The organism is Paenibacillus sp. JJ-100 (assembly GCF_948329825.1).
Lineage (GTDB): Bacteria > Bacillota > Bacilli > Paenibacillales > Paenibacillaceae > Paenibacillus.
On sequence record NZ_CAOJCM010000004.1, the window covers coordinates 39,139 to 65,894 of the forward strand.

A 26,756-nucleotide genomic window follows, 5' to 3' on the forward strand; every position below is an offset into this window, starting at 1 on the left:
GGCCATTATTCCTTGAAAAACTGTCTACATACATGCAAAATGCCCTCGGCGTAGGGATACGGAGCAATAGATTTATGGTATGCTTTGGCTTCAGAAGTAGCATTTTGCAGGAGATACCCGTGAGCTACGGATTGAAGCATTTCAATATCGTTCCCGCTGTCCCCGAAGGCAAAGGTGTTAGAGGGAGGCACTTGATTATAGTCGATCAGGAATTGAACGGCAGCTTTTTTTCCCGTACCTAACGGGATAAAATCAACATCGTAAGCACCCTCGGGATCACCAGCTTTAGGGTTGCATTGATTGATATTGATACCCATCCCCGAACTGGAGGCTAGATGTTGGATTATAGGCAGATCATACTGAGTTTTAACATTGGATTCTGCATAATAGTAGTAGTTCATTTTGTATCCGGATTGACCGAATTGAGTTTGTTCATGAAGAACAATATTGTACATGGATTTTAATTCGGCGATAAGATCCTCAACAACTCTGCGGGAATACCCGGAGCTGTCAATCTTCTGTTGCCAGGGAGGGATTACGTCCCAAGTTCCATCTAAACGGAGTTCCCACAGATCGGTTCCCAGATTGCTGGCGATAAAATGAGGAAGATAGGTCATGCCTGCCATTTTCATTTTCGTTTGAATCTGTTTCATGCTACTTCCAGTAATCCAGGCTGTCTTGACTTGATGACGTGATGTCAATGTCTTCATATATTGTTCCATTTCGTATACTCTCTCCAGCTGTTCTGGCAAACAATCATGAGGGAAATACGTCTCATCAAAATCAAATAATATCAAATACTCGGTCTGAACTGGAATGTGGATCGTTTCCATGTGCTGTCATACCTCCTAAGGTTCGTTATGTATATCTTAGAAGCTGGGAACGTTCCCAGGTCAAATCTTTATAACGAGGTGTTGTTGTTGCCAACTATTATTGATATATCCCGTGCGTGCGGTCTGTCCAAATCAACTGTATCCCGGGTACTGAACAATCATCCGCATGTGTCTGAAGATAGCAGGGCAAAGGTGATGGAGGCTGTCCAAAAGCTTGGATACGTTCGAAACTTACATGGCGTTCAGCTACGTCTTCAGGAGAGTCGCAATATCGGGGTACTTATCCCGGATGTAGAGCATCCTTTTTTCAGCCAACTGGTGAGTGCATTAAGTCGTTCCTTGAGTTCCAGAGGTTATCGGCTGGTCATATACCAAACCGAGTATTCTCAAGAATATGAGCGTGAAGTATATGCCAGGTTACGGTGCCGAGAGATTGACGCTGTTATTGTTGTATATTCGCATTACAACGAGAAAGAAATACAAGAGTTTATAGGCACAGGTGTTGCGATCATCTGCAACGAAGCGATGGAGGGGGAGTTCCTGGATGTGTTCCGGTTGGATGAACAGGATGCGGTGTATCAGGCAACGGCCTATTTGCTCTCCAAAGGGCGGCGCCGTCTGTTGTTTGGGATGGACCACAAAACATTACTTCAGGAAAAAAGGTGGCTTGGATTTCAGCAAGCACTTCAAGATTCAGGCGAACCATGCTTAGAATCACAGTGTCACTCGGGGCTGATTACGATGGAGGATGGTTATGCGTGGGGGGAACGGTTATTTGCTTCGGCAACATGGCCTGATGGAATCATAACAGGCAGTGATTACGTCGCTGCAGGGTTATTAAAGGCAGCAGAGAAGCATGGAGTTTCTATTCCGGAGCAAGTGTCTGTGATCGGCTTTGACAATCATCCTGTCGGTCAGATGACTAGTCCGGAGTTAACGACCATACCCAACTGTATCCCGGAAATGACCAAAGACGTTACAGAATGCCTCGTTCAGAGGTTAGAAGGGATACGATCCACTCCTCTCGTGCGAACGTATAAAACTTCCCTTATTATTCGGCAATCCGGATAATTTGGTTTATGGGGCTAATCATCTCCTTTGCATCTACACTGATTATTCATTATTTTGATCGGATATTTACCTATGGTTAGAAGAAGAGGATGTCTATAATAGTACCGGATGGGTGGTAAGGCTTGTTCCAGTATTCATTCCTGGAGACAGAAGAAGGGATAGAGCGAGCTAAGCCACCTGGTATCCAGGTTTCTTTTTTTCATTTATGTAAGCGCAAACATTATAACAAAAGGAGCGTGAAGCTAGATGAATTTGAAAAGAACTACACCGGTAGATGGAAGGCCTATCTCAGGGCCGAATTCAGGAATAAGAAGGACAGGAGCATTCCGAGCACCTTTTGCGTTCAAAGTGTTCTCATCTGCACTCAGTCTGGCTTTGATCCTTGGCGGATCTGCTGGAATCAGCGGAGTAAAGGCTTCGCAAGCGGAAGGGAGCGGTGCGATGGAAGCGAATATGTATGCCCAAGATAAGGGGGCCAGCCGTGGGAAAGGCGCTCAACTGGAGAAGCTGGATCGTGGACTTGTTGCAGCTTCCACATCCGAAGGTGTTTTTCTAAGCTGGAGATTGCTTGGGGAAGAAGCGACAGGATACAGCGACAAGGGACTGACCGGAACGGATTTTAACATTTATCGGGATGGCAAAAAAATTGCAACGGTCACAGATAGTACGAACTATGTGGACAGCGCAGGTACAACATCTTCTCGTTATGAAGTTGCCGCCGTGAACAGCAAAGGCAAAGAAAGCAAACGCAGCGCATCTGTCAAGCCTTGGGCGAACGGGTACGTCGATATTCCTTTGCAAAAGCCGGCTGATGGTATGACACCGGTGGGTGAAACGTACACATATGCTGCCAATGATATGAGTGTTGGTGATGTGGACGGAGATGGTCAGTACGAGTTTTTTGTTAAATGGGACCCGTCTAATGCCAAGGACGTATCGCAAAAGGGATACACCGGCAACACCTACGTTGATTGTTACACGTTAGATGGACAATTACTGTACCGGATCGATCTCGGGGTTAACATTCGTGCGGGTGCTCATTATACACAGATGCTTGTCTATGATTTTGATGGAGATGGTAAGGCTGAATTGATGTTCAAGACCGCTCCGGGTACGCAAATCATCAAATATAATAAAAAGGGCAAACCCACCTCACAGAAGTACATCACACTGCCAAAGGAAGATCGCAAAGCAGGGGTGACTAACGAGGATGATTATCGCCTCAGTGCAGAGGGGTACCACGACCATGTGGTCGATATGTTCAAGAACTGGCATAAACACGAAGAGGTTGTGAAAGGGAACTGGCCTGCGACTCTGGAAGAGGCATTCGGAATAGAGAAGAAGTACAACTATCCGTTATCCCAGCAAGATGCGGAGAGCCTGGCCGACTACTTTATCGATGTATACGCACCGCAGCGGAGCGATCGCAATGAACTGCGCAAGTTCGAAGGTTTTATTGTCGATGGGCCAGAGTATATCACGGTGTTTGAAGGCAAGTCGGGAAAAGAACTGCAGACCGTCCCGTATGAACCGGAACGTCATGATGACGGTTTGATGTGGGGCGATTATGCGATGGCACGCATTGAACCGGCAAACCGCGTAGATCGTTTCCTGGCAGGGGTCGCTTATCTGGATGGCAAGAAACCGTCTGCAATTTTTGCACGTGGATATTATACTCGCTCTACCATGGCGGCCTACAACTGGGATGGCAAGAAACTGAAGAAAGAATGGATGGTAGACAGCGGTTGGACACCGATGAAAAATCCGTTTAATGACGGGCCGCATGGTGTAGATGGAACAGACCCGCAGTACGGCTCTATTACAACACAAGGTGCACACTATTTCAGTGTCGCTGACGTGGACGGTGATGGCAAACAGGAGATCATCTACGGCTCGGCTACCATTGATCACGATGGAAGTGTGTTATATAGCTCCACAGATGTCATGCCGCCTGAGAGTGCTGCACCAGGAACGATCGCCCGTTTGGGACATGGGGACGCGCTACATGTTGCAGATATCGACCCGGATCGCCCGGGGCTGGAAATATTCATGGTGCATGAGGGTGGCCCTTGGGCGCCGTATGGTTACTCCTTGCGTGATGCGAAGACCGGGAAAGTAATCTATGGCGGATATACGGGTAAAGATACCGGACGAGGTATGGTTGGGGATATCGAACCAACTCGTCGAGGGCTGGAGACATGGGCTGTTGGTTTATGGACAGCACAGGGTGAAAAAATAAGTGATCAGGCACCCGGAACGAATATGAGTATTCGCTGGGCCGCCGATATGACCACCCAAATCGTAGACGGTGCTATTGATGTTACGCCTACGATTAAGGACTGGAAACGTGGCACTCTGCTGACCGCAAGCGGAACCTTGACGAATAATCATACGAAAGGTACACCTTCGCTGGTCGCTGATGTATTTGGAGACTGGCGGGAAGAGATGCTGGTGCGTACGGCTGATAGTTCAGCGATCCGGATCTATCTGAGCACCGAGAAGACAGATCGCAAGTTATACACGCTGATGCATGACGCCATGTATCGCGTGGGCATTGCTGGACAGAACAGTGGATATAACCAGCCATCGTATCCGTCCTTCTACATGGCATCCGATATCGATTGGTCAAAGGTTACGCTGCTCAACAAATAGCACGTGTTGTCCAAAATAGGTTGCGAAATGGCTGAAAAATGCTCTGTAAAGCTCTAGATAAGCTCTGAAAAAAGGCTCTGGAAAAGCTCTGGGATTCTCTTCTGTGTCACGATAACGGAGGGACTTTCCAGAGCTTTTTGGGTCTGAATGTGGAGCATTAATTCTCACCGTTTCCACTCAAGTTCAAGTGTGTTGTGGAGGCGAACGATTATTCATAAAGCTAATACCCAGCGCACAGACTTAAGACTTGTTACAATAGAAGAAACGGGGGAGACGCAGGGATCAAACTCCAAGGAGGTCATAGGGATGGTCATGGATCAGGCACAACCCTTCTCGGGCAGTCTTTTTCAAGAACGGCTTCGAACAGAGGACTGGGGACCGCAATTTTTCGCCTATTATTACAAGCAGTGGGATGATTATGAGATGGCCTATCACACCCATGATTCCACGGAAATCATGTACATTATTACGGGGGTGTGCCGGGTAGATGTGATGATCGCAGACGGAAGTTCAGAACAAGTAGTGTTGAAAAAAGGACAGTTCATCTTGCTGGATGCCGGGGTTCCCCATCGGTTGCTGGTGCAGGACGGTGTACCGTGCCGGATGCTCAATGTCGAATTTGGATTTGCACGTACTACCCCTAAGCATCCATCCATTCGTCAGCTTGCGCTGGAAGAAGCGGCAGTTCACACCCTACTGACCCGTCCAATACCGTATCTTGTATTGCCTGACCCGGAAGAGGTATATCACACGATGAAAGGTCTGGTTCTTGAGCTAGATCAGCGGCTTCAACGTGAAGCCCGAAATCTTACCTCTCCAGAGCAGGGAACGCTGGTGCACACTCTCTTTATCCAATTGCTTGTTCGGATTGCAAGGCTGCGGGGAGAGATGGAAGGAAGTACACTGGATCACACCGAGCTGTATGTGAAACGCGCGATCGAATTCATGGTGCACAATATGGATCGCAGCATACAGGTGAAAGATATAGCGGCTGAGGTTAATCTGCATCCGGGATACTTGCACCGAATTTTTCGCAATTCCACGGAGCAGACGCCAACCGAATATCTGACGATGTTACGCATGGAAAAGGCAAAGATGTTGTTACACCAGACCAATATTCCGATTTCCGAAATTTCAGATTACGTGGGCGTGGGGAGTCGTCCATATTTTCATATGCTATTCAAGAAAACTACAGGTATGACACCTGTCCAATATCGGACTAGTGTGGAACGAACACAATGGAGGTACCCGGAGTAGACGTGGTAAGAGCGGAGACCAACGCCTAAGTAGAAACTAAGTGTTGAATTGAAAGGGTAATCATGATATTCTTTGTTCATAGTAACGTGTCTTATATAAGTTAGAGATTCATATCATATATTATAGGATTGTGACTGTTCGGCAGGCGATACCTAAATTGTTCGTAGTAGACAAGCGTTCTGCATGTCACTGCTTCAATTTAGGTTTTTTTTGTGAAGAAATGATGAGTTGGGGGTGATGAAGATCAAGATTAGGAAGATTTTTAACAACAACGTCATATTACTAACGGATGACAATGGTGACGAAATGATCGTGATGGGAAAAGGGATAGGTTATAACAAACATAACAGTGATGTTATTGATTTTTCCCAAGTGGAAAAGAAGTTTGTGGTTGAAAAAGCAACATCCGATAAACTGATGGGATTGATTGGCGAGATTCCAACGGAACATCTGGAGTTATCCAATGAAATCATCGAATATGCTGAGCAGCAGCTTGCGCTTAAATTCAGTGATAACATCTACATCACCCTGACAGATCATATCAGCTTCGCACTCAGCAGATTTCCCGAAGGGATCATTGTCAAGAATGCTTTGCTGTGGGAGATCAAAAAATTCTATGCGTCTGAATACGAGGTAGCGCTGAATGCGCTGAACATCATTGAACAGAAAACGGGTGTGAGGCTGCCCGAAGATGAAGCCGGTTCCATCGCCCTTCATTTCGTCAATGCCCAGCAACGTGGGCAGGATATGAAGCAGACGTATCAGATGACCAAGATCGTTAACGATCTAGCAAACATCGTGAAATATCATTTCGGAATTAAACTGGACGAAAGTTCAATTAATTACAGTCGTTTTCTCACACATCTGCGGTACTTCGCATACAGAATTCTGCATGATGAATTGATTCCAGAGGAAAGAGATTCTTTATACGACCATGTGAAGGACAAGTACCCTGAAGCATATGCGTGTGCCCGAAAGATTCGGAACTATCTAGAGATTAATTACGAGAAGAAAACAACGAATGAAGAAATGGTTTATTTCATGATTCATATTCACCGGGTAACCAGCCGGGATGATCAGATAGAAGAATGAAGATATAACTGAATTGAATATAGATCAAGGGATTGTGACTGTTCGGCAGGCGAAACCTGAGCTGAAGCTTGTGTATTGACTTCGTGTCAGTAGACTGGCTTCAGTTCAGGTTTTTATTTTTTTCATCGTACATGATGATGAAGGTAAGACTTGAATTGTAGTGATAGTACAAGAGTATGGGGGGAGCAACATGGATCATAACAAATTAGCTCAAAACATTGTAGACCGCGTTGGAGGCAGAGACAATATTCAATCGCTAACGCACTGTGCGACTCGTTTGAGATTCGTCTTGAACGATAACGGGAAGGCTGATGCCGGCAGTTTGGAAAATACAGCAGGCATACTCAAGGTAGTTGAGAGCGGCGGCCAATTCCAGGTCGTTGTTGGTAATGAGGTGTCTGAGGTATACAAACATATCGTGAAGGAAGGAGATTTCGACGGAGGAGAATCAGGTGAAGGTTCTGCCAAAGAAAAGAAGGGAATACGTTCAGCCATCTTCGGCTTGATCTCAGGCAGTTTAACTCCATTAATCCCCGTGTTCGCCGGAGCAGGTCTGGTCAAGGCACTGTTAATTGTTCTGGAAAAATTAGGATGGATTGCAGTGGATAGTGGGACATACGCTATATTGGCAGCGGCAGGGAACTCGATCTTCTATTTCCTTCCGATTTTGCTCGGGATTACGATTGCTAAAGTTCTGAATGTGAACTCATATGTGGCAGCTGCCATTGGAGCTGCATTAATGGAGCCGAATTTCACAGCACTGGCTGCAGCAGGAAGCGCAACTCATTTTCTCGGAATTCCTGTCGCATTAATGAACTACGCTTCGTCGGTGTTCCCAATGTTCATCGCAGTTAGCATCTATGCGGTTCTGGAGAAGTTCCTGAAGAAAATTACGCATAGAAATATACAGCTGTTCGCGGTTCCGTTCCTGTCTCTTGTTATTATGGTACCGTTGACGGCCATGTTAATTGGTCCATTCGGACAGTATGTAGGCCAATGGATTGGTGATATCGTTAATTTCTTGATCAACAGTAACTCGATCATCGCAGGCATTATTCTTGGTGGATCATGGTCCTTCCTCGTATTGCTTGGATTACACTGGGCAACCGTGCCTATTATTATGAGTAATCTGAACGCCGGTGGAGACTTCATCACACCTCTTGCGGCGACATCGATTGCGGCTTCAATGGGTATCGGTCTTGGGGTGTTCTTGAAAACGAAGAATAAAGATCTTAAAGCTCTGAGTGGTTCGTCATTCCTGTCCGCAATTCTATCAGGTGTTACTGAACCTATTCTATACGGTATCATTCTGCGTTATCGCAAAACACTCATTTATTTGGTGGCAGCCGGGGCTATTGGCGGCGGTCTGATGGGGTATCTGGGCGTGAAGCTGATTGCATTCAACTTCTTCCTCAATGTATTCACATTGCCAGCTCAGAGTCCGATGCTGTTGTACATCATTGGTATACTGGTTACGATTGCGGTCGGAGCGCTGTGCGTGGTGCTGTTTGGCTATGAGAAGAAAAAAGATTCGGGTACTGTAGAAACTGAAGTAGGGAATACCTCCGATAACTCGAATCATCAGCAGTCCACACTTGGATCGGATAGTGAAAAAGTGGAGCAAGATGCGGCTGATGCAAGCACGAACAACGTGGTAGACAGCTTGATTGTGAGCCCTCTTGAGGGAACGGTAATACCACTTAGTGAAGTAGAGGATGTTGTATTTTCCTCCGAATCGATGGGTAAAGGTGCAGCGATTATTCCGTCCAAAGGTCAGTTGGTATCTCCAGTAGACGGTGTGGTGTCCGTAACGATGAAAAGCGCACATGCGATTGCCGTCACTTCGGATGAAGGCGTCGAGATTCTTATGCATATCGGCATAGATACAGTGAAATTAAAAGGACAATACTTCACACAGAAGGTTCAGCAAGGTAACCGAATTCAGAAGGGTCAGGTATTAATTGAGTTTGATATGGAGCGTATTCGGGAAGAAGGATTCAAGCTGACTACTCCAGTTGTCGTGACGAACTCCGATCAATTCAGTGTTGTCACACCTTTGCTGACAGAAGGCACCGTTGCTGTAAAAGAAGGACTCTTGTCCGTTCGATCATAAGTTGAAACAGAGAAAGGAACGAAGCAAAATGAAGCTGATTATCAATGCAGACGATTATGGGATTACCATGAGAGTGAGCGAAGGTATCCTTCAGGGGATGAAACAAGGTCTGATTACAGATACCTCTGCGCTGGTGAATTCGGTCCATTTTGAAAAGAGTAGTGCCATGGCTCTTGAAGCAGGGATTAGGGCTATGGGAGTTCATCTGAACCTCACGTTCATGAGTCCGGTCTTGGAAGCTTCGGCTGTTCAGAGTATCGTCGATGAATCGGGTCGTTTCTACCGGAAACCAGGACTTATTCCTTCATCCTATGATGCTGGGGAAGTCCGTGCGGAGCTGAAGGCACAGATCGAGAAGTTTCTGGCTTCCGGGCTAACCTTGAATCATCTGGATACTCATCATGGTGTGAGTGTGAAGGATGCACAAATGCTTGATATCGTCATGGAACTCGCTCGGGAGTATAACGTTCCCATGAGAAGAGATGATATCTTGTCTCCGGAATTAAAGGGGAAGATTGCGGATGCGGCAGGTATTCGATCTACAGATATGTTATGTGGCGATCCGGCTATGCCTACTCTGCAAGAATCGTGGTTTCGTGGTGTTCTGGAGAAGTATAAAGATACGGAATCTATTGTTGAAATTGCCGGTCATCCGGGGTTTGCAGATGATGAACTGCGCAGTGTTACCTCTCTAGTAGATGAGCGTGAGCAGGACCTGGCTCTATTGATGAATCCAGCGCTGCGGGAGTACGTGATGGAACAAGGGATTACACTAATTAGCTATAGCCAGCTTTAGAAGTGACATGTTCATTCCAGAATTCAGAAGGTATCTATAGTAGGTAGATGAAAATAAAAGTTAGGATTTTGGACACCTCGCTGTAGAACAAGTCATGATTTTGATAACGGTCTCGATCTTACCGTTGCTACAATGAACCCATGAAGCAAGTCATTAACCGAAGCCGGAAGGTTTGGATTGCGGGAGGACATGAACATGTCGTTTAAAGTGGCGTTTATTGGAGCTGGTAGCATTGGATTCACAAGGGGATTGTTGCGTGACCTGCTTACTGTACCGGAGTTCAGTAATATTGAGATCGCATTCTGCGATATTAATCAGCATAATCTGGACATGGTCACCGAGCTGTGTCAGCGGGATATCCGCGAGAACGGATTGAATATTCAGATTCAGTCAACAACCGATCGAAGAGAAGCGTTGAAAGACGCGAAGTATGTGCTGTGCACGATTCGGGTAGGAGGACTTGAAGCTTTTGCAACCGATGTGGATATTCCGCTGAAATACGGGGTGGATCAATGTGTAGGTGATACGTTATGTGCAGGCGGCATTATGTATGGACAGCGCGGGATTGCCGAGATGCTTGAGATCTGCAAAGATATTCGTGAGCAAAGTGCGCCCGATGTGCTGCTTCTGAATTACTCCAATCCGATGGCGATGCTGACATGGGCATGCAACCAATATGGCGGAGTGCGGACGATCGGACTCTGTCATGGCGTTCAGCATGGTCATCATCAGATTGCGGAAGTGTACGGGCTGCACAAGAATGAAGTCGATATTATCTGTGCGGGCATTAATCATCAGACCTGGTACATTCAGGCGTCACATGAAGGCAGGGATCTTACCGAAGGTATGCTGGAAGCTTTTGAGAAGCACCCGGAATACAGCCGTACCGAGAAAGTTCGGATTGATATGTTACGCCGCTTTGGATATTACAGTACAGAGTCCAACGGTCATTTGAGTGAATATGTGCCATGGTACCGCAAACGTCCTGAAGAAATTGGCGACTGGATCGACATGGGGAGCTGGATCAACGGGGAGACGGGCGGATATCTGCGCGTGTGTACCGAGGGTCGCAACTGGTTTGAGACGGACTTTCCTAACTGGATGAAGGATGACCCCATGTCATTTATTCCGGAAAAACGGGGCGAGGAGCACGGTTCATATATTATTGAAGCGCTCGAGACAGGACGTATCTACCGTGGTCATTTCAACACGGTCAACAATGGAGTGATCTCCAATCTGCCGAATGATGCCATTATTGAAGCGCCGGGTTATGTGGATCGTAACGGTATTTCGATGCCGCATGTCGGTGATCTTCCACTGGGTCCTGCGGCGGTGTGCAACGTAAGTATATCTGTACAGCGGCTTGCGGTCGAGGCAGCAGTCCATGGGGACGAGAAGCTGCTGCGGCAAGCGTTTATGATGGACCCGCTGGTGGGGGCAGTCTGCAATCCGAAGGAAATCTGGCAGATGGTGGACGAGATGCTCGTCGCGCAGGCACAGTGGCTACCGCAGTATGGTGAAGCGATTGCCGCTGCCAATGCGAGACTGGCTGCCGGCAATCTGATTCCAACGAAGGCATATGAAGGTGCTGCACGCCTGAAAGTCAAAACGGTCGAAGAGATGCAACAAGACCGGGAAGCCGCCAACAAAAATGCGGGCGAATCGGATAAAGGAAAAGATCGTGAGAAGGTGCAGCAGTAAGCGATAGGCAACGGTGGAGTGAACTAATGTGGTGCAGTAAACAAAAACTGCAGGTGAACAAACGGGGACAAAACAGCAATATTGCTGTTTTGTCTTTTTTTTATTTGAGTACAGCACGATACATATTACCTTTACAGACATAGTAATATGTCATATAGTATACTTTGACGAAAGGCAAAAGTAAGCAGGAGAGCTGGTGAACGCTAAAATGGATAATCCAATGATCAACAGTGATCTTATTAGGGGAAATATTGATCCGATTATATTGAGTGTGCTCATCTCGAAAGATAATTATGGATACGGCATTATTAAGGAGATTTACCGCAAGAGTAGTGAGCAGTTTGATCTTAAGGAGCCTACGCTGTACTCCAGTCTGAAACGTCTGGAGAAGGGCGGATACGTGGAGTCCTATTGGGGAGAAGAGACACAGGGCGGACGCCGGAAATACTATCGGATTACTAGCCAAGGTCGTGACATCTACCAGATGCAGGTTCAAGCTTGGCATGCGGCCAAAATATTAATTGATTGCATGATTACAACCAGTGAACAAGGAGTTGAGTAAAGTATGACACTCGAAACACGAATTAATCGGCATTTGGATCGTTTGTTCGCAGGTGCTCAGGATACGTTGGAGCATCGAGAGTTGAAAGAAGAGATACGCGGCAATCTTCTGGCACGGATGGAGGATTATCTGGCCAAGGGCATGAGCGAGAAACAGGCTTTTCAGACAGCCATTCAGCATATAAAGGGTATGGAACAACTCATGAGCGACCAGCGGCGTGTGAAACGTGTTCCTTACTGGACAGCGTTATGGCAGTCCATTTTGATCTACAGTCTTGTTGCCTGGATTGTTACGATTCCTACGCGAGTGAAGCTGGAAGGCGCTCTTCTTAACAATCTACTGTTCATCTTAAGCCTGATTGTGGGTGTAGCTTATGTATTTTATATGATCAGCAACAGGGACAACCTCAACAGAGACGAGCAATCAACCCAATCTTCCGATCAAGACAAGACCATGCGTATTCGTATGTCGGTTATGAAGCAATGGCAACGCAGAGTATGGTGGCTGTGGGCAGCTGTGATGTTTGTACTTTGGGGTACCCAGGCAGCATTACGATTTGGAAGCAATATCTGGTTTAATCGCCCCATTGAGGTGGATGGGCCCTATCAACTGGCTGTAATCTTGGTTGCTTTTGCCCTGCCACTAATCAGTATTATTGTTCCGTTGATCGTAAACCGTGCATACCGGATCGTTAGCAAATATGAAGTGAGTGAGAATATATGAACGTGAAAAACATAAAAAATATATGGATTGTTTCGCTTTTTATCATCGGGTTAATTGGTCTTGTGGTGGTGGAGGGATTCATTAATCCCAAGATTGCTGCAGATGAAGTTCGATATGAAGCCGAGCAGGATGATCCGCTGACCCATGATTTTACCGCTGTGGCTCAATATCAGAACGCTTATATGGGGAATTTCTCGAATCTCAGCCATCTGAATCAGAATCTTCCGTTGCATGAGCGATTAGATGGCTATGAGTTATTTCCAGAGACGTTCACGGCTCAGATCCATTACAGTTTGAATACAGATGAGATGGATTCCGTGCAGCTTGATCGAATACTCGTATATAACGCGCTTGCGAATTTTGTGCTGATTGATAATTTAGAGCAGATCGTATACCAGTTCAAGGATACACGGATCGTGTTAGGACGAGAGCTGGCACAGCAATGGGTTGGTACGGAGCTTAAATCATTGCAAAACGTTGAAATATGGGATGATGTAGTACGGCAGAGGCTGGTGGAACCGGCAAAAGCACAGGAGGCATTTTCACAGATGGTTGACCAATCTTAGGGTTAAATTATTAGAATATGTCGAAGATACTCGACTCTTCTCTCATGCTATGTTATTATAAGACTCTGATAACGTGGTAACGAACTAAAGCGTTTGGCTTGGTTATAGACATGGAGGGGTACGAGAGATGAGAAAAAAAGCAATTCTACTATTATTTATCAGCATATGTATGATCGTTGTGGCAGGTTGTTCCAGCTCCGCAAGCAAAGATGAGAACACGATTATTGTCGGGATTGACGACAAATTCGCTCCGATGGGATTCCGAGATGAGCAGAATGAAATTGTTGGGTTCGATATTGATTATGCCCGTGCCGCTGGGGAGAAAATGGGTAAAAAGATAACATTCCAGCCGATCGACTGGTCTTCCAAAGAGTCTGAGCTGAATAGCGGCCGAATCGATATGATCTGGAACGGGTATACGATTACCGACGAGCGCAAAGAGAAAGTGCTTTTCACTAAGCCTTATCTGGAGAACAGTCAGGTTGCGATTACACTCGCAGACTCCCCGATTACCAAGCTGGATGAACTGAATGGTAAGAATGTAGGCTTGCAGGCACTATCTTCAGCTGCAGATGCACTGGCGGCAAGTCCTCTGAAGGATAAAGTGAAGACTTCGGAATTTAAAGACAACGTACTTGCCTTGACCGACCTGAAAACGAAACGTCTGGATGCCGTCATCATTGATGAAGTGGTTGCAAGATATTATATGTCCAAAGAAGAAGGAACTTTCAAACTGCTGGATGAATCCCTGGCGCCAGAACAATATGGAATCGGGATCAAAAAAGGAAATGAAGAACTTCTGAACGAACTGCAAAAAGCACTGGATGAGTTGAATGCTGATGGTACAGCAGCTAAAATCTCCACACAGTGGCTAGGTGAGGACAAGGTTCTGAAGTAACTTGAAGTGCGGACTATTGATTTCTGAAAAGAAAGCTAAAGTGATCTATGAGATCTTGAAATTGCACTCATTCGGAGAATAGACCTAGACAGGTGAAATGACCTGACATATAACATGTGAACTGTTCTCGCTATTGAGATACAGCACTCACATAAACCCTGACCCCGTATTCCGCGTTGAAGCTATAGGCTTCCGAGGAGTGCGGGGTTAACAGATTAGAGGAGACTTTATATGAGTTTGGACTATATATTAACCATTTTAAAACCGATGCTTGAGGGTGCGCAGACAACGATTATCATGTTTTTGGTTGCAATTATTTTGTCGGTACCGCTCGGCTTTCTGATTACACTTGCAATGAGAAGCAGGTTTAAACCACTGGCCTGGATTGCTCACATTTACGTCTATGTCATGCGTGGAACACCGTTGCTTTTGCAAATTTTATTCTTTTGCTTTGGATTGCCGTTATTACCGGTCATTGGTGAATACCTCGTGTTTGAACGAGTTGTAGCTGCGGGAATCGCTTTTGTGCTGAACTATGCGGCTTACTTCGCGGAAATTTTCCGTGGCGGTTTGTTATCCATCGACAAAGGTCAGCATGAAGCGGCTAAAGTGCTTGGATTAACGAAGTGGCAGACGATGACCAAAGTCATTATTCCGCAGATGATTCGTGTGGTGCTCCCAGCGACAGCCAACGAAGCAATAACTCTGGTTAAAGATACAGCATTACTCTATGCAGTCGCTGTACCTGAATTGCTGTATTTTGCACAAGCCGCGGTCAACCGGGACTTGCAGCTTATTCCGTTTTTTGTAGCCGCAGTCATATACTTGCTTATGACTCTGATACTTACGTTATTGTTCAAGGCGCTGGAAAAGCGGTTTTCATTTGAATAATCCAATAAATCTCTTCAATCAAAGGACTGTCTGCATATGACATATAGTATCGAAGTTAATCAGTTGAAAAAATCATTTGGCACACTTGAAGTGCTAAAACAGGTGTCTTTTAATGTGGCGCCTGGGGAAGTCATTGCCGTGATTGGTCCTTCGGGTTCGGGCAAAAGCACCATGTTGCGTAGCTTGGTCCACTTGGAAGATATCACGGGCGGTACGATTCGTATTCAGAACCAATCTCTGGTGGAGGATGGACGATACACAGGGGCTACCGAGATTCGAAAGATTACCGATCGCATGGGTATGGTGTTTCAGCATTTTAACTTGTTCCCGCATCTGACCGTACAGGCTAATCTGGAACTCGCACCGAAGACGTTGAAAAAAGAGAGCACCAAGGCGATTCGCACCCGCAGTATGGAGTTACTTGCCAAAGTTGGACTCTCGGACAAGGCCGATGCTTATCCGGCTAACCTGTCTGGTGGACAGAAGCAGCGTGTGGCGATCGCCCGCGCTCTGATGATGCAGCCCGATATCCTGCTCTTCGATGAGCCGACCTCGGCCCTTGACCCGGAGCTGACGGGAGAAGTGCTACGCGTTATCAAGAAGTTGGCGCAGGAGAACATGACCATGATGATCGTTACCCATGAGATGAGCTTCGCTCGGGATGTTGCGGACCGTGTGTTCTTTATGGATAATGGCGAAATTGCTGAGGAAGGGCCGCCTGAACAAATCTTTGGTGCACCAAAGCTCGCACGCACGAAGACATTTCTGCAGCGGGTTGATATGGAAGAGTAGACACCCTGATGAATGATGTAATTTATACGCGACGAGTATATGAAGGTATGTTCTCGTCGCGTTTTTTGTGCGGCGGTCAAGGGTGCCTTTGATTCTGTATCAGGAGACAAATCCGTCGAATACCCAAATTCCCTCAGGAGAACGGATAAATGAAAATTCATACGAGATATTACCTTCTGAGCCCTTGGTTGTTATATTTCGTGCGATAAAGAGTAAAAAGCGATCTTCATCTCGTTGTAATGAAAAATAAATAACAAAGTTATTATTTTACATAATTTGGATGTGGTTATTTCCTATTATCGATTATAATGAGAGAGTACTTAATCTAAGGGAGGATTTACGTTGAATCAACCAAATCACAATAATTTTGATCGGAATTATAACGACACATTGCCGCCACCGCCGCCTTATGTGGCACCACCCAGAACAAACTCCAAGTCCATTGTATCGCTCGTTCTAGGGATACTTTCGATCGTGATTCCCTACCTGGGTTTTTTGATCGGTATCGTAGCCATCGTTTTTGCTTCGCTTTCTTTCAAAGAACTTCGGATGCGTCCAGAACAAGGTAGAGGTCTTGCCGTCGCAGGACTCGTATGCGGCATTATTGGAACGGCAATCTATGCTATTGTCCTTTTTTTGATTCTGTTAGGAGTTATTTTGTATTCCACAAGCGGGTACTCTACATACTAGATCGACGATAAAAATTAGAAGCAACTAGAAGCATTTTTATTGCAAATCAAGTTTAGTAGAAGTCACCATATTCAAAAAAGACCTTTAAATAGGAACATTCAAAAAGGCATAACCTTCATGTCCGATTTGCTGTTTAAGCAGCGAGTCAGGACTGGGATATGCCTTTTGATTTAGTGCAGGTGCGAATGTGAAGCTCCCATGAAATCCCCGGGGGATTCGCACCTCGAAAGTAATGAAAATGAGGTGTTTTGTTACCTTTAGGCAACGAAATCAGGAAAAAGATTGAATTAGTTGGTGGGAAGACATAGAATAGTATTGAAAAAACGTGGTTTTTTAACGTGCAGAAACGTACTATACGTATTTTTCGCTGTCGCCCTCCGTAAACTAAACAACCGAACACTGGTGCCAGTACATTTCATCTCAGATGGATTGAGTTTGAAAGTAGATTGGAATTCGAATAATGCATTGGTGACTCTGACGTCCGAATAAAAAACGAATTAGAGGGATTACATCTCCTCGATAGTCCGATGGCAAAAAATTGTAAGCAAACGAATAAATAAAGTCGTATCTACCCTCCGATCAGCTGGGGGTGATACGGCTTTATTTTTTTGAATGAGTTCTCTACTATGAATTGTTATCTGTATTTTCAGGTCACATAAGATGTAATATTCATGGGTGATTTCCTATATTAATACATACTCTTACATATCTAATTTGAATTAGTAAACAAATGGTTCATTTATTTCAAATTCTGTGATAAATATCACAGCAAAGATATAACAAATGTATATTACCACACCGATATGACTATATGTGAAATCTCTAAGTAGAACTAAATCTGTTGGGGATCAGCACAATCTAATCGTGAAAAGGGTGGCTCACACACATGCGTAGCATGAGTATTGGTACTAAAATCAGTTTGATCGTAATTGGCATTTTTATTCTGTTCTCCTCAGCTGTAGCGGTCAGTGTCATCATGGAGATGAGAGATGGCATTAAGACCTTCGCTACTGAAAAGGCGAAACGGGACTTGGATATGGCAAATCACATCATCTCATACAAATATCCTGGAGACTGGGCAATAAAGGATGGAAAGTTATACAAGGGCAATGTATTGGTAGAGGAAAATTTTGATCTGGTGGATGAAATCGGCAACGCATCCGGAGATACGGTGACGATCTTTCGCGGAGATGAACGGGTTGCTACGAATGTGATGACTGACGGAAAGCGTGCAGTAGGCACGAAGGTATCTGAGCAGGTCGCACAAACCGTTCTGCAGAAAGGAGAAAAGTATTATGGGGAAGCCGTTGTTGTCGGGCAGAAAACCCAGACAGCATACGAACCCATCAAAAATGCATCTGGAGAGATTATCGGCATTTTCTATGTAGGTGCTTCTCAATCGTTGATTGATGTGATCATCTCTTCGTTTCTTAAAACCTTCCTGATCGTCGTTGGCATCGCTATGCTGGTTGCGATTGCTTTAATCATCTGGTATGTCCGCAGGGTGAAGGTAAGAATCAATCGGGTATCCCTGGCCATCAAACGTGCAGGAACTGGAGACTTCACACAGCCAGTGGTAGATCATGTTAGAGATGAGATCGGGATGCTGAGTGCAGGCTATAACGAAATGAGAAACAGCTTGCAGGGCATTATTCAAGGCGGGTTGGACGCAGCGGATAAAGCAGGTCATTCAACCGGATTACTGCTGAAGATTGCAGATCAGACCGCAAGTAAGTCTGAGGAGATTGTTATCTCTGTTGAGCAGGTAGCGCGGGGGGCTGAGAGTCAGACGATAACTACGGAAGAAAACTTGCAGGCCATGGAAGAGGTGGCTATCGGAGTACAACGCATGGCGGACAGAGCTTCCAGTATCGCTGATGCCGCAGTATACTCACGTCAGCAAGCAGATGCCGGCGGGCAGGCCGTACAGCTTACGGTGAAACAAATGGCGGCTATTGAAGCTTCCGTCAGTGCAACAGATGAGATGATTCATATGTTGGAGGAGAAGTCCGCTCAGATCGGTCAGATGGTAACTGCCATTCATGAGATTGCTGGGCAAACGAACCTGCTTGCGCTTAATGCTTCCATTGAGGCTGCAAGAGCAGGAGAGCACGGGCGGGGGTTTGCTGTGGTATCTACCGAAGTGCGGAAACTTGCTGAACAAGCTGGGCAATCATCGAACCAGATCGAGGTGCTTGTTCGTGCGATGGAACAGGACATGCTGCATTCTTTGGAAGCGATGACCCAAGTTAAGGATGAAGTGCATGAAGGATTACGACTTACACGTGAAACAGAACAGAGCTTTACCCAGATTCGAGATACGAATCTGCGCATCGCAACGGAGATCGAAGATATGGCGGCTACCAGTGAGGAGATGTCCGCCGGTGTAGAGCAGGTTGTTGCATCGGTGAACGAGATTGCACGTCATGCACAGACAGCAAGCGCTAATTCTCAGCAAGCGGCCGGGTCTGCACAAGAACAATTGAAGTCTGTGGAGCAGATTAAAGAATCCGCTGCAGTGTTGTCAGATGTTTCGGCAGAACTGCAAGCATCTCTTAAGCCTTTTAAAATATAAACGTTGCCTTACATTGTGTTACATACAAAATTAGAAAAGGCCCTGTACCGTTCAAGCGCGGTTCAGGGCTTTCTGCTTTTGCCATTTCACAGTGGCTTTCTTTAATAATGAACACTATTGAACTATTCGTTGATAATCCAACGTATCAAGCGATATTAACCATTGATCATGCAATCCTTAATTTATAATAATAGACATGAGTTGATTAAACGAACGATTTTGCTTATCTGCAAAGCGTCTGATTTAATGACTAGATTATTGCGATAAAGAGGGGAGAAAGAGGTATGTCTTTGATTGTTGAAATCATTATAGCAGTTTGTCTTTTGACTGGATTATATATGGCTTTAAGTCGTTTGTTGGATTCTCAGCGGATTCATGATTATTCAAGACATCTATATGAACAATTTGTAAAGAATCTTGATGGTGATCCATGCAAAGAGAAGAGTCGGTTATGAGAAGTCCTTGGATCAAAGAAGTAACGTAAGCCTTCAAACGTCAATATCAGTACGAAGTTACGTCAATCTGTTTTTTCATACAGGACTTTAGATGTGTTTGTAACCTATTCACTTCAATTAACTACCAGAGTATCCGATATACACCTATGGAAAACAGTAGTTAGATTTTTGAAGAAAGGGTGATAAAATATACAAACCTTAGATAAGAGAACAATCATTCGGGGAACCATATTCTCATTCCTGTTGGCAACCCTATTGTGTGGAACCATGCTTGTGATCGGGTTAATCAACAATAAGGAGGATACAGAAGGATTTGACAATCTGAAGGACCTAGAACCAGCAACGATATCTGCTGGGGATCACGTTGAGGTGGAGTTTGAGCGAATCCATCCCGCTTTTGCAGAGTTCTATATGCAAAGAGAGGGAGATACAACCCAGATGGACAAGCATTATTTTTATATGTATCCGTACAAAGGAAAAGGGCTTGTTGTTAAAGTGCCGTTTTATGATTCAAATAGATACGATACATTAGCACAGATTTCGAATCATGGTGAATCCGTTGTGAGTTCCCCACTGGTCATTAATGGGAAAATTGAGCGTATGGAACCTGAGTTGATTAAATATGCGAATGAATTTATGGATGAATATGTTAGTCCGTCTGATGCGAAAGATCCCATGGGGAAAGAGATTTGGCCATACATGGTTAATCTTAATATACCATCAGGGCTCACTGAAGATCATTCAGAGCTAATCTATACGATTGTTGGTGGAATATACGTAATAATTTTGGCGCTAATTAGCCTGGTTATGGTTGGGCGATTGTTACAGTTGAAGCATCAGCAACGCAAGCTCTAGTCTACGTATTATAGAGAATATTGATATTATAATAGTAAAATAACTACATATAATCGTCCAATGTTTCTGCTGTGCTTACATATAGCATTCTTTTGTACGAAGCACATAACATACTATCATCACAGCATCGTCCCATTAAAAGGACAAGGTTGATATCCAGAAATCACCTACGCATATATAGTTGATGAGAGTGCATAGATAGCTTTTAGTAATGCCTGATCTTGAGTTTGAATAGTTATTTATCATATGATGAGAGAAGAAATGTAACAATTATTAGGAATGCGTGATACTTGTAAACGATGTGACTTTATTCCTTTCATTTGAGCTGTCGCACTCCATATGGAGTGCGTAAATTCAAATCACTAAGTGTATATGGCTGTGAAGTTAGGAGGTACCGTCTTGTTAGAAATCGAGAAAGTAAAGGCACGCCTGAGCCAATTAAACGAATCGGAAGCAAAAAGCCTATTGTTGATCATTTACGGAAGGCTTGACATAGCTATAAATGGAACGGGCGGGGATGAAACCTTCAAGGAAACCGTAGAGGATATTTTTGATATGTTCAACAAGATTCCTTAGGTGGAGATTCATAACGCTTATGTATGATACATGCACAATTAGAATAGGCCCTGTACCGTTTAAGCGGTTCAGGGCCTTCTGCTTTTGTCGGTTAGGTTGTTGTAATTGTGTGCTAACGTTCGGCCTTGCGATCCGTTGGTTTGGGTGGATCTACTGGCTGTGCACGGCGGGTGTGAGCTTCGTTACTTTCTGTGCTCGTTTGTTGGGGTGAGTAGAAATTAATGATGTCGTCAACCGTGGAAAATACAACATGTTCACTAGATTTATAATGGTCTGTTGGAATAATAACCTCTTTTCTATGATGGATATAACTTAAAGGGAGCTGGTATAAACCAATCTCCAAACTTAACTGGGTAGATGTAAAACAAAGAACAAAATAGCTGTCCATTGGCATAAATAAAGGGCTGCCGAAGGCAGCCCTCGTATCAATTTACAGTTTAGTAACGTTCTCCGCTTGTGGTCCACGGTTACCTTGAGTTACTTCAAACTCGACACGTTGTCCTTCGTCCAACGTTTTGTAACCATCACCTTGAATGGCGCTGAAGTGAACGAATACGTCTGTTCCTTCTTCAGTTTCGATGAAGCCAAATCCTTTGTCCGCGTTGAACCATTTTACTGTACCTGTTTGCATGTGATTCCTCCAAAAATAATAAGTTTTGTACGACCATTGGTATGAGCTACATTCAATCCTGATCTATGCTCATTTCGGTGGTTAGACCGCAGACGTAAAGTCCACTAATGTATCGACCTATATGATCATAACACGCGTGCCAATATAAGTCAATTTTTAAATATATTTTCTAAAAAAGCTATAAAGAAAGCGATTACATCAGTCCGGATTTATTGTATATTATGTGGGATATCTATCGGTTATAAAGTGGACTGCCTGTCGAACGAGAAAAAGGGAGGAATCAGAACATGTACCGTGTTCTACTTGTGGACGATGAGGAAGATGTACGTGAGGGATTGGTTGTCGAAGTAGACTGGGAGGCACTGGATCTGCGCATCGTAGGTCTGGCCGAGAATGGCCGTGAGGCACTGGAGATGGCAGAGCGGGTAGAGCCGGATATCGTGATTACGGATATTAGCATGCCGTTTATGGATGGTTTGGAGCTGGCACGAAGATTAAGAGAGCGAAATCCGCTGGTGAAGTTGGTTATTTTAACGGGATATGATGAATTCGATTACGCTCGGCAGGCTGTGTCACTTAGTGTGGATGAATATCTGTTGAAACCTTTCTCGGCAGCGCATCTTACCGAACTGCTTACCCGATTGCGAGCCCAGATGGAGGCAGAAATTACAGAACGTGAGGACGTACAGCAGTTACGTGAACACTATCGTACGAGCCTGCCTTTATTACAGGCTGATCTCATCGCAACGCTGTTGCATCGCCAGAAATCTTCAGCATATATATTAAGCCGGGCAAGCCAGTGTGGACTGGAACTGACCGGTAGACGTTATGGTGTATCGATCCTTACACTGCATGCGTCCGAAGACCCTGAATTAAAGCTATTTGCGGCGCTTAATATTGCAGCAGAAGTCTGGGCGGAGCATAAGGCAGGGCATGCTTTCTTGCATCAGGAAACGGTTGTATTGCTCTATGTGGAACCCTTGGAATCGCTGGAAGGAACACAAGTGGAAGCAGAAAATCTACAGCAGCAGGCACTGGAAAATGTGATTCGTAGCATCCGTCATTACTTGCGTGTGCCGGTAACGATAGGATCGAGTCGTCTTGTTGGGAGCCTTCCCGAGGTGAAGCATGCCTATGAGGATGCTCTACTGGCACTGGATTACCGACTTGTACCGGGAACAGATTCCCTGATCTACATTGCGGATGTGGAGCGACAGGCTGCAGGCAAGCTGCGATTCGATGAGTTGAAACAACAGACGTTAACCCGCTGCTTGAAAGCGGGAACGCAGACAGAGCTGGAGCAGGGGCTACAGATCATTTTCCGGGAAATTACGGTGGAGCATGGGCGAAGTGATATTCAGCTCTACTTGATCGAAGTGTTAACCACGGTGTGGAAAGCGGCACAGGCTTCAGGGGAAGATATGGAGGATATATTCGGTGCAGGATTCCAGCTGTATACGGATCTGTTCCGATTGCCGGGGTTGTCTGAGGCACAGCAGAAGGTGCGTGAAGTCTGCTTGCTTGTACAGCAACGGATATCCAGCGGACGGCAGCATGTATACAAAGATATTGTGGAGCAGGCACTTGCGTTTACGAAGAAACATTATGCCGATCCAGATCTGTCCATTCAGAAAGTATGCGCACATCTACATATCAGCTCCGGTTATTTTTGCAGCATTTTCAAAAAAGAAGTCCAGCTCACCTTCCTGCAGTATCTGATGCAGATTCGAATGGACGAGGCAAGGGAACTGCTTCGCTCCACGGAGTTGAAGTCATTTGAGATTGCTGAGAAGGTGGGCTTTGCCGAGCCGAATTATTTTAGCTTTTGTTTTAAAAAGAATATTGGCGTTTCGCCTAAAGAGTATCGCAAACAGGCCGCTGCGGCTCGGAAAGGTTCCCTACCATGAGCTGGAGAACATTAACCGCACGCATGAAGTCCATCGCAGTTCAACTTGGTTTGTATGTACGTTCGTCCAAGGTCAGCAGCATTCGTTCTATTATTACTTGGTCTTTCTCCATCTTCATTGTGCTGGTACTCACCATTATGGCGGTACTGCTGCATGACAAATTCACCCAGGCTGCTGAGCGCAGTGCGGAACTGTCCACCAGACAGATCGTAGATCAGGTCAGTTATAACCTGGAGGATTACGTACGGAGCATGTCCCATCTGTATCGTGCTATCGAGGAACATATGCTTCGGGACGGCACGTGGGAAGGAGAGCAGGTGGACAAACAGCTGGACACGCTACTCAGCAGCCGGGACGACATTGTCTCTATTACGTTGCTCGACGCGAATGGACAGCTGCTCAAAAACAGGCCGGCTGCCGAATTGAAGCGAAGTGCTCATGTGACCCAGCAAGGGTGGTTTCAATCGGCTTTGCGTGTGCCCAATCATCTGAGCTTCTCCTTGCCTCATATTCAGAACATGTATGCAGGTCCTTATCAATGGGTTGTTTCAATGAGCAAAGGGATCACCATTATACAGCAGGGTCAGGAGAAACAGGCTATTTTGCTGGTCGATATCAATTTCAAGCAAATGGATGAACTCAGCAGGCGGGTTAGCCTGGGGCAGCGAGGTTACGTTTATATTATTGATGAGAGCGCTGGCAATATTGTGTACCATCCGCAGCAGCAGCTCATGTATATGGGGTTGAAAAAGGAAAATATCGAGCAGGCGCTGGTGGCCACAGGCAGTTATGAAGATGAGGCAGATGGGCAGAAAAGGCTGAATACCGTGAAGTCGGTGGCGAATATCGGCTGGAAAATTGTCGGGGTAGCTTATCTGGATGAGATCATGACAACGCGTCAGGAAGTCAATGGATATCTAATCCGTGTGCTTGTCATTGTACTGGTACTGGTTATTGTTGTATCGTTGGTTCTCTCTTCAAGTCTGACACGTCCAATACGGTTAATGGAACGGAAGATGAAGGCGGTAGAACGAGGGGATTTTAACGTGGAGCTGCCGACAAAAGGACCGCTAGAGGTCGAGCGCCTGGCGCGCAGATTTAACCTGATGGTGAACAAAATTCGTAACCTCATGGATGAGATTATTTACGAACAGGAGCAGAAACGCCGTCTTGAGCTGGAGGCACTGCAAGCTCAAATTAATCCCCATTTTCTCTACAATACACTTAATTCGGTTGTACGCATGGTGGGGATGAGCCGCAATGAGGAAGTGATCACGATGATCACCTCGCTCTCCCGATTATTCCGCATCAGCCTCAGTCAGGGCAAAACGATCATTACCGTCCGTGAAGAATTGGAGCATGCTAGGCACTATATGACGATTCAGCAGATGCGATTCAAACACAAATTCACCTTCACCATTCATGCGGATGAGCAGGTACTGGACTGTCTGACACTGAAGCTGATTCTACAGCCACTCATCGAAAATGCCATCGTGCATGGCATCGAGTATCACATGGACGAGGGGAGCATCGAGGTGGATGTGAGGCGTGAAGAACATGTCATTTTGTTCCGCATTACGGATAACGGTGTAGGGATGTCAGAGGAACAGATGGCAGGTTTGCTTAGCGGCCGTCCAGTGGTGAAGAGCGGAGCAGGGTCAGGTGTGGCAGTACGCAACGTACATGATCGCATCCGTCACTATTATGGTGAGGGGTATGGGCTCGAGTTTGCCAGCGAGCTGGAGGAAGGCACAACCGTATGGATTCGGATTCCTGTTCAGGAAGAACAGAAGGAGGACGGGATGAATGAGAGCCAGAAGTGGAATGAGTAGTGAGATGAATAGTGAAATGAATAGTAAAATGAGTAGTTTACGGCCACACAGAGCCTTCTTCCATGCAGCATTAGCCTGTTGCCTGTTAATCTGTTCCGCTTGCGGTATGGCAGGCGCGGATCAACAGGCGTCGCCGCAGCGCATTGCACTCATTACGCCTGCGGGCACTGGAGAGCTCGCCGAAGCGATTCGTCTGGGGGCCGAGGCCGCTGCCAAAGAACGCGGCGCACAGCTCATCACCGTGGAAGCATATCCAGTGGACTCCGCTTCACAACATACTTCTTCTAATGCGGACTATGCGATCAGTCCACCTAGAAACATAGCAGCCCCTGCCGCAAGCCGCGATTTTACTCGCAGCGAGCGTGAGCAAGCCCAAGTTCGGGCAGCAACACTCGCGATGAAACAAGGGGCAACGGCAGTGCTGGTTGATCCGCTAAGTGAGGACGCTCTTAACGGTATCCTTCGAGAGGCGGAGATATCACGAACAGATGGAGGTATCGTGCCGGTTATTGTGCTGAACGATGAGTTCCCGGTTAAAGGCATCACCAGTGTCATCTCGATGGACAATCTAGAGGCAGGACGTCAAGCAGGTCAGGCGATGGCAGAGTTACTACAGGGACGTGGCCAGATAGCCTTGGTGGGTCCCGATCCGCTGAACGCAGGTGTGATGCTCAGGGAACAGGGAATCAGGGATGTACTGCTGAACTATTCGGGCATCGACATTATACCCAAAGCGGTATGCAACAGCAGGGACGCATGCTGGCAGGTGGTCAAGCAATTGCTGGATCAGCATGAGCTGGCCGGGTTAATCGCTCTGCAAGAGTCAGCTTCGCTTGGAGCCGCAGATGAGCTACATCGTCGCAAGGATGGAACGCAGATCAGGATTGTAGGGTTTGGTAGTGAGCAGCAGCAGTTAGAGCAACTGCAGGAAGGTGTTTTTCAACGACTGATTGTACAAAATGGGTATAGCGCGGGATACCTGGGGGTGAATCAGGCACTTGCCAAACTGGAGCGCGAGCATGTTCAAGTCCGAGTCACATTAGAGACCAAGGTGGTTAGTACAGATAATATGTTCTGGATGGATAATCAGAAGCTGCTGTTTCCGTTTGTGCAATAAAAAATAGAATCCTTAAGCTGCATCGTAGTGATCCGCGTAGGCTCAGGCAGTTCAGTTAGATTGACCGAGAATTGATGAGGATTTCGATATAACAGATGAAGATATTGTATTCGAAAACATTGTAAACCCTTTCATAATAAAGACATCGGTAAAGCCGAATGAACTTGGGGG

Annotated in this window: 24 protein-coding genes; 21 read left to right on the forward strand and 3 right to left on the reverse strand. The window is 45.8% G+C overall.

Translation table 11 applies throughout. The features are described from left to right. Nucleotides 1-5 precede the first annotated feature (5 nt). The gene (locus tag PQG66_RS16110) at nucleotides 6-833 is read right to left on the reverse strand and encodes an HAD-IIB family hydrolase (protein WP_272038777.1); all 828 of its coding nucleotides are present in this window, start codon (nucleotides 831-833) and stop codon (nucleotides 6-8) included. An 87-nt stretch (nucleotides 834-920) separates the two neighbouring features. On the opposite strand from PQG66_RS16110, the gene PQG66_RS16115 reads away from it, so the two are divergent. The 18 genes from PQG66_RS16115 to PQG66_RS16200 all read left to right on the forward strand — a co-directional run bounded on the left by PQG66_RS16115 (nucleotide 921) and on the right by PQG66_RS16200 (nucleotide 21,098). Further along, nucleotides 921-1,904, forward strand: coding sequence for a LacI family DNA-binding transcriptional regulator (locus PQG66_RS16115; RefSeq protein ID WP_272038778.1), 984 nt, complete (start codon nucleotides 921-923; stop codon nucleotides 1,902-1,904). Nucleotides 1,905-2,150: 246 nt separating this feature from the next. Continuing rightward, entirely contained in the window at nucleotides 2,151-4,556 is a 2,406-nt protein-coding gene (locus PQG66_RS16120; RefSeq protein ID WP_272038779.1) for a rhamnogalacturonan lyase, read from the forward strand. A gap of 306 nt (nucleotides 4,557-4,862) precedes the next feature. Continuing rightward, nucleotides 4,863-5,813, forward strand: coding sequence for an AraC family transcriptional regulator (locus PQG66_RS16125; protein WP_442955111.1), 951 nt, complete (start codon nucleotides 4,863-4,865; stop codon nucleotides 5,811-5,813). A gap of 243 nt (nucleotides 5,814-6,056) precedes the next feature. Further along, nucleotides 6,057-6,905 (forward strand): BglG family transcription antiterminator LicT, encoded by an 849-nt coding sequence (licT, locus tag PQG66_RS16130; protein WP_272039164.1) that lies wholly within the window; start codon nucleotides 6,057-6,059, stop codon nucleotides 6,903-6,905. A 190-nt stretch (nucleotides 6,906-7,095) separates the two neighbouring features. Further along, entirely contained in the window at nucleotides 7,096-9,018 is a 1,923-nt protein-coding gene (locus tag PQG66_RS16135) for a beta-glucoside-specific PTS transporter subunit IIABC (protein WP_272038780.1), read from the forward strand. 1 nt (nucleotide 9,019) lies between these two features. After that, nucleotides 9,020-9,814, forward strand: a complete 795-nt coding sequence (locus PQG66_RS16140; RefSeq protein WP_272038781.1) for a carbohydrate deacetylase — start codon at nucleotides 9,020-9,022, stop codon at nucleotides 9,812-9,814. A 195-nt stretch (nucleotides 9,815-10,009) separates the two neighbouring features. Next, a complete protein-coding gene (locus PQG66_RS16145) occupies nucleotides 10,010-11,515 on the forward strand; it encodes an alpha-glucosidase/alpha-galactosidase (protein WP_272038782.1) in 1,506 nt (501 codons plus the stop codon). A gap of 208 nt (nucleotides 11,516-11,723) precedes the next feature. Continuing rightward, nucleotides 11,724-12,077: a PadR family transcriptional regulator gene (locus PQG66_RS16150; RefSeq protein ID WP_272039165.1), complete on the forward strand. Its 354-nt coding sequence runs from the start codon at nucleotides 11,724-11,726 to the stop codon at nucleotides 12,075-12,077. Nucleotides 12,078-12,080: 3 nt separating this feature from the next. Next, nucleotides 12,081-12,800: a permease prefix domain 1-containing protein gene (locus tag PQG66_RS16155; RefSeq protein ID WP_272038783.1), complete on the forward strand. Its 720-nt coding sequence runs from the start codon at nucleotides 12,081-12,083 to the stop codon at nucleotides 12,798-12,800. Nucleotides 12,801-12,802: 2 nt separating this feature from the next. After that, a complete protein-coding gene (locus PQG66_RS16160; protein ID WP_272038784.1) occupies nucleotides 12,803-13,366 on the forward strand; it encodes a DUF4825 domain-containing protein in 564 nt (187 codons plus the stop codon). 127 nt (nucleotides 13,367-13,493) lie between these two features. Further along, nucleotides 13,494-14,264, forward strand: coding sequence for an amino acid ABC transporter substrate-binding protein (locus PQG66_RS16165; RefSeq protein WP_272038785.1), 771 nt, complete (start codon nucleotides 13,494-13,496; stop codon nucleotides 14,262-14,264). Nucleotides 14,265-14,495: 231 nt separating this feature from the next. After that, entirely contained in the window at nucleotides 14,496-15,155 is a 660-nt protein-coding gene (locus PQG66_RS16170) for an amino acid ABC transporter permease (RefSeq protein WP_272038786.1), read from the forward strand. Between the two features lie 36 nt (nucleotides 15,156-15,191). Next, the gene (locus tag PQG66_RS16175; protein WP_272038787.1) at nucleotides 15,192-15,947 is read left to right on the forward strand and encodes an amino acid ABC transporter ATP-binding protein; all 756 of its coding nucleotides are present in this window, start codon (nucleotides 15,192-15,194) and stop codon (nucleotides 15,945-15,947) included. A gap of 342 nt (nucleotides 15,948-16,289) precedes the next feature. Next, the gene (locus tag PQG66_RS16180) at nucleotides 16,290-16,637 is read left to right on the forward strand and encodes a DUF4190 domain-containing protein (protein WP_272038788.1); all 348 of its coding nucleotides are present in this window, start codon (nucleotides 16,290-16,292) and stop codon (nucleotides 16,635-16,637) included. Between the two features lie 294 nt (nucleotides 16,638-16,931). Next, the gene (locus PQG66_RS16185; RefSeq protein ID WP_272038789.1) at nucleotides 16,932-17,126 is read left to right on the forward strand and encodes a stalk domain-containing protein; all 195 of its coding nucleotides are present in this window, start codon (nucleotides 16,932-16,934) and stop codon (nucleotides 17,124-17,126) included. A gap of 397 nt (nucleotides 17,127-17,523) precedes the next feature. Next, nucleotides 17,524-19,212 carry a methyl-accepting chemotaxis protein gene (locus PQG66_RS16190; RefSeq protein WP_272038790.1) on the forward strand — a complete coding sequence of 563 codons (1,689 nt, stop codon included), beginning with the start codon at nucleotides 17,524-17,526 and terminating at the stop codon, nucleotides 19,210-19,212. A 698-nt stretch (nucleotides 19,213-19,910) separates the two neighbouring features. Then, nucleotides 19,911-20,522 (forward strand): DUF6709 family protein, encoded by a 612-nt coding sequence (locus tag PQG66_RS16195; RefSeq protein WP_272038791.1) that lies wholly within the window; start codon nucleotides 19,911-19,913, stop codon nucleotides 20,520-20,522. 399 nt (nucleotides 20,523-20,921) lie between these two features. Further along, on the forward strand, nucleotides 20,922-21,098 hold the full coding sequence (locus PQG66_RS16200; protein WP_272038792.1) for a hypothetical protein: 177 nt from the start codon (nucleotides 20,922-20,924) through the stop codon (nucleotides 21,096-21,098). Nucleotides 21,099-21,210: 112 nt separating this feature from the next. Here PQG66_RS16200 and PQG66_RS16205 read toward each other — a convergent pair whose 3' ends face one another. Together PQG66_RS16205 and PQG66_RS16210 are read right to left on the reverse strand one after the other, a co-directional pair. Next, nucleotides 21,211-21,492: a hypothetical protein gene (locus PQG66_RS16205; RefSeq protein WP_272038793.1), complete on the reverse strand. Its 282-nt coding sequence runs from the start codon at nucleotides 21,490-21,492 to the stop codon at nucleotides 21,211-21,213. Nucleotides 21,493-21,528: 36 nt separating this feature from the next. Continuing rightward, nucleotides 21,529-21,729 carry a cold-shock protein gene (locus tag PQG66_RS16210; RefSeq protein ID WP_090917732.1) on the reverse strand — a complete coding sequence of 67 codons (201 nt, stop codon included), beginning with the start codon at nucleotides 21,727-21,729 and terminating at the stop codon, nucleotides 21,529-21,531. A 287-nt stretch (nucleotides 21,730-22,016) separates the two neighbouring features. On the opposite strand from PQG66_RS16210, the gene PQG66_RS16215 reads away from it, so the two are divergent. Genes PQG66_RS16215 through PQG66_RS16225 form a run of 3 tightly spaced genes read left to right on the forward strand, consistent with a single transcriptional unit; the run spans nucleotide 22,017 to nucleotide 26,585 of the window. Then, a complete protein-coding gene (locus tag PQG66_RS16215; protein WP_272038794.1) occupies nucleotides 22,017-23,636 on the forward strand; it encodes a response regulator in 1,620 nt (539 codons plus the stop codon). 23 nt (nucleotides 23,637-23,659) lie between these two features. Further along, a complete protein-coding gene (locus PQG66_RS16220) occupies nucleotides 23,660-25,468 on the forward strand; it encodes a cache domain-containing sensor histidine kinase (RefSeq protein ID WP_272039166.1) in 1,809 nt (602 codons plus the stop codon). Then, nucleotides 25,443-26,585 (forward strand): substrate-binding domain-containing protein, encoded by a 1,143-nt coding sequence (locus PQG66_RS16225; RefSeq protein WP_272038795.1) that lies wholly within the window; start codon nucleotides 25,443-25,445, stop codon nucleotides 26,583-26,585. Before PQG66_RS16220 ends, PQG66_RS16225 begins: the two co-directional genes overlap by 26 nt. Nucleotides 26,586-26,756 lie beyond the last annotated feature (171 nt).

Bases quoted from the DNA above. Each gene is read 5' to 3' on its own strand.
- PQG66_RS16210 (WP_090917732.1), bottom strand. From the start codon at position 21,729: ATGCAAACAGGTACAGTAAAATGGTTCAACGCGGACAAAGGATTTGGC.
- PQG66_RS16120 (WP_272038779.1), top strand. From the start codon at position 2,151: ATGAATTTGAAAAGAACTACACCGGTAGATGGAAGGCCTATCTCAGGG.
- PQG66_RS16145 (WP_272038782.1), top strand. From the start codon at position 10,010: ATGTCGTTTAAAGTGGCGTTTATTGGAGCTGGTAGCATTGGATTCACA.
- PQG66_RS16190 (WP_272038790.1), top strand. From the start codon at position 17,524: ATGCGTAGCATGAGTATTGGTACTAAAATCAGTTTGATCGTAATTGGC.
- PQG66_RS16135 (WP_272038780.1), top strand. From the start codon at position 7,096: ATGGATCATAACAAATTAGCTCAAAACATTGTAGACCGCGTTGGAGGC.
- PQG66_RS16215 (WP_272038794.1), top strand. From the start codon at position 22,017: ATGTACCGTGTTCTACTTGTGGACGATGAGGAAGATGTACGTGAGGGA.
- PQG66_RS16125 (WP_442955111.1), top strand. From the start codon at position 4,863: ATGGTCATGGATCAGGCACAACCCTTCTCGGGCAGTCTTTTTCAAGAA.
- PQG66_RS16165 (WP_272038785.1), top strand. From the start codon at position 13,494: ATGAGAAAAAAAGCAATTCTACTATTATTTATCAGCATATGTATGATC.
- PQG66_RS16175 (WP_272038787.1), top strand. From the start codon at position 15,192: ATGACATATAGTATCGAAGTTAATCAGTTGAAAAAATCATTTGGCACA.
- PQG66_RS16155 (WP_272038783.1), top strand. From the start codon at position 12,081: ATGACACTCGAAACACGAATTAATCGGCATTTGGATCGTTTGTTCGCA.
- PQG66_RS16170 (WP_272038786.1), top strand. From the start codon at position 14,496: ATGAGTTTGGACTATATATTAACCATTTTAAAACCGATGCTTGAGGGT.
- PQG66_RS16220 (WP_272039166.1), top strand. From the start codon at position 23,660: ATGAAGTCCATCGCAGTTCAACTTGGTTTGTATGTACGTTCGTCCAAG.
- PQG66_RS16150 (WP_272039165.1), top strand. From the start codon at position 11,724: ATGGATAATCCAATGATCAACAGTGATCTTATTAGGGGAAATATTGAT.
- PQG66_RS16205 (WP_272038793.1), bottom strand. From the start codon at position 21,492: ATGCCAATGGACAGCTATTTTGTTCTTTGTTTTACATCTACCCAGTTA.
- PQG66_RS16110 (WP_272038777.1), bottom strand. From the start codon at position 833: ATGGAAACGATCCACATTCCAGTTCAGACCGAGTATTTGATATTATTT.
- PQG66_RS16225 (WP_272038795.1), top strand. From the start codon at position 25,443: ATGAGAGCCAGAAGTGGAATGAGTAGTGAGATGAATAGTGAAATGAAT.